Raw genomic sequence first — 2973 nt, 5'->3', positions numbered from 1 at the left:
CGAACCCATCGCCTTCACCGATGCCCACGGCAGCCACAGCGCGCGCTTCGGCGAAATCGAACAACGCGGCGTCGCGCTTACGCCTAAAGGTCGCGCCCTGTACGACCAACTGCTGAACGCCGCCCGCGACGAACTCGGCACATTCCCCAATGAAAGCCAACGCCGAACGCTATGTGCAATTGATGGAACAGCACTTCCATGCCTTCCCCGATAACTACCCGCAAATACGTGAGCAGGGCTTGGCGTATTTTCGCTACTTCGTCACCGACAAGGGCTTGGCGGCACGCGGCCAGGTAGACCAGCCACGCACGTTGCAGACGCTGGTCAACGCCGGTCATGTGGCGGTGGAACCGCTGGTGTACGAGGATTTTCTGCCGGTCAGTGCGGCGGGAATCTTCCAGTCAAACCTGGGGGATGGGGCGCAGGGTCACTACGCGGGCAACTCCAACCGGGCAGCCTTCGAGCAGGCGCTTGGGCGCAGCACGATTGATGAGCTGCAGTTGTATGAGCAGACGCAGCAGCGTTCCATGGATATATGTGTTGAAACGCTGTTGAAATGACTGGATGCAAGACCGAACGCCAGGCGTCACGGCCTTGACGGTAACCACGATGCGAAGCGAGTCGCTCTTGATCTGCTTTTGATCTTGATCTTAGGCGCCCCGTTAAACCACGCTGGCCGGAATTCGACAGGGATTTGGGGGGTAAACCGGCAGGGATGCCGGTTTAGCCGCCCCGCGCCATGGATGGCGCGTGGCGGCGGCCCCCCAAATCACTGGCGGATTACGGGCACACCGAGCCCAAGCGAGGTGCCGAGTGGTGGGGCAAGAGMCCTTTTGGTTACTTTTGGGGCTCTTTTCCAAAAGTGACCCGCTGTAAAAGCCAGCCCTTTCAAGGTCTTTTCGTCTTGGCAGCCTTGATTATCCGGTCCGTTGAAACATGCGCATTCACCGCGGTGCCTTTAACCCATGTTTTGGGCTTGGGTACCTTGGGGCCACGGGGGCTTTTCGCAACTTGTTTAGGTTGGATATTTCTGGCAAGCGCCAATAAGTGCTGAGCCAGTTTTTCCAACGGAATGACAGGAAAATGTTCCGAGGGCAGCGCAATCTGCATTCCCTCATATCCACTCCTGACCTGAACCGCTAAATGGTAAATCGAGGCTTCCCATCCTTCAGGCTGGGTATCCCGATGAGCTTGTTCAACACTGCGTTTGAGAACAGCCAGGACGTTGTAAGCCAATACCGCCGTTGCAAACCCCAGTAAGGCAGCCTTTGGGCTGCCAAGGGTTTCGATCTCACTTTCCAGGATCGCTTCCAGTCGCTGGAACATACCTTCAATGCTCCAGCGGCGGCGATACAGTTCGGCGATCTGTTGCGCACTGACGCTCTCAGGCAGGTTGCTCCAGAACATCAAGCTGCTGTCGCCGGAGTCCGTTGGCGAATGAAGCGTCAGTTCGACACGCCGACATTGGTAACCGCCTTTGACCTGGATGATCTGCTCACGCACAGTGCCAGTTTCCACAGGTACTGGCTCTTGCCACTCACCCTCTTGAATCAAGCGTGGATGCTTGGCTTGCTGACGAATGACAAAGCAAGTTTGGACTTGCTCACAAGCCTCCATAACCGGGAGCGTGCAATAAAGCCGGTCAGCCAGCCACACTTGGCCTGGCTCGGCATTGGCCAATAAAGGCAGCACACAAACGCGCTCGCTTGCGTAGGCATCCTCACACGCCTGAAGGTCGACGACCTGATCCAGATCGGGATCGTATGCAACAACCGAAAAACCGGGACGAGCGGCGCCGCGCTCGTTGCGTAAAGCTCCCAGACGTTTTTCAGTGGATGCCAGGTGATTACCGTCCACTACCCGAACCTGCCAACCCGGCAGCATCGCCGTGCAGCCCAGCTCCCGGATGGTTGGAGCCAGGCGCTGTGCACAGCCCGTAATCAGGGCGCGCAACAGAGCAGGCTCGGTACGACTGATCTTGTCGTAGAGAGCCGCCAGGCTGACCGGAAGGTCCTCCAGTTGTCGCGCGGCGGCGTGCAGAGATGGCTTCAAGCCCAATGAAACAAGGGACATTAGCTTGATGATGGTCGAGAACAATAGCTCACGAGAATACTGCCGTTGCCGGTGTTCTTCGAAAACCTGATCAATCCACTCGGGGGCAATAGCCTGCTGCAGCGCCAGTTTGGCCATGACACTGGCAGGTGCTTTTTTTTCGAAACGCGCTAGAACTTCCGCCCACATCGTTTAGGTACCCCCTGAATGAATTTCAGGGGATTTTACAGAAGACCTTGAAAGGGCTGGCTGTAAAAGCGGAACCCTAAGTGGCCGTTACCGCAGGAATGGATATGTACCCGGTCCAACTGTGTTGACTGTCAGGCCGTCATCGCAGGCAAGCCAGCTCCCACATTTGGATTGTGGGGTGTCAGGTGGATAGGTGTCGGCTTCTAGGCCAACATCGAAGGCAAGCCCACCTTTGCAACCTGCATTCAGATAGAACTTCTGCACCCAGCCCCGCCTCATAACTAACAAGCCCACCGCCCCGGCACCCCCATGGACCTTGTCATCGCCCGCCCCGAAGGCCTCTACTGCCCTGCCGGTGATTTTTACATCGACCCCTGGCGCCCAGTAGAACGTGCAGTCATCACCCACGCCCACGGCGACCACGCCCGCACCGGCAATCAACACTACCTGGCCGCCGCCCCCCGGCGAAGGTATCCTGCGCTGGCGCCTGGGCCAGGACATCAACCTGCAAACCCTGGCCTACGGCGAACGGTTGGTGCATTCACGGCGTGACCTTGAGTTTTCATCCAGCCGGTCATGTTCTGGGCTCGGCCCAGGTGCGCCTGGAATACCAGGGCGAGGTCTGGGTGGCGTCCGGCGACTATAAGGTCGAGCCCGATGGCACCTGCGCACCCTTCGAACCGGTGCGTTGCCACACCTTTATCACCGAATCCACATTCGGGCTGCCGATTT

At 58.0% G+C, this 2973-nt stretch carries 1 protein-coding gene and 2 pseudogenes; 2 read left to right on the top strand and 1 reads right to left on the bottom strand.

Annotated features, from left to right (window positions below; translation table 11 throughout):
- Positions 1 to 560 (top strand): annotated as a pseudogene (locus tag DQ405_RS26440) (VOC family protein); the annotation flags it as partial.
- Positions 561 to 888: 328 nt separating this feature from the next.
- Here DQ405_RS26440 and DQ405_RS26435 read toward each other — a convergent pair.
- The gene (locus DQ405_RS26435) at positions 889 to 2190 is read right to left on the bottom strand and encodes an IS4 family transposase (RefSeq protein ID WP_074059269.1); all 1302 of its coding nucleotides are present in this window, start codon (positions 2188 to 2190) and stop codon (positions 889 to 891) included.
- 360 nt (positions 2191 to 2550) lie between these two features.
- Between DQ405_RS26435 and DQ405_RS26430 the strand changes: the two are divergent.
- Positions 2551 to 2973 (top strand): annotated as a pseudogene (locus DQ405_RS26430) (ligase-associated DNA damage response exonuclease); the annotation flags it as partial.

The sequence above is a fragment of the Pseudomonas sp. SST3 genome, assembly GCF_003325755.1.
The sequence above is the reverse complement of the archived record's forward strand: the minus strand, read 5'-3'. Positions and strand labels throughout refer to the sequence as shown.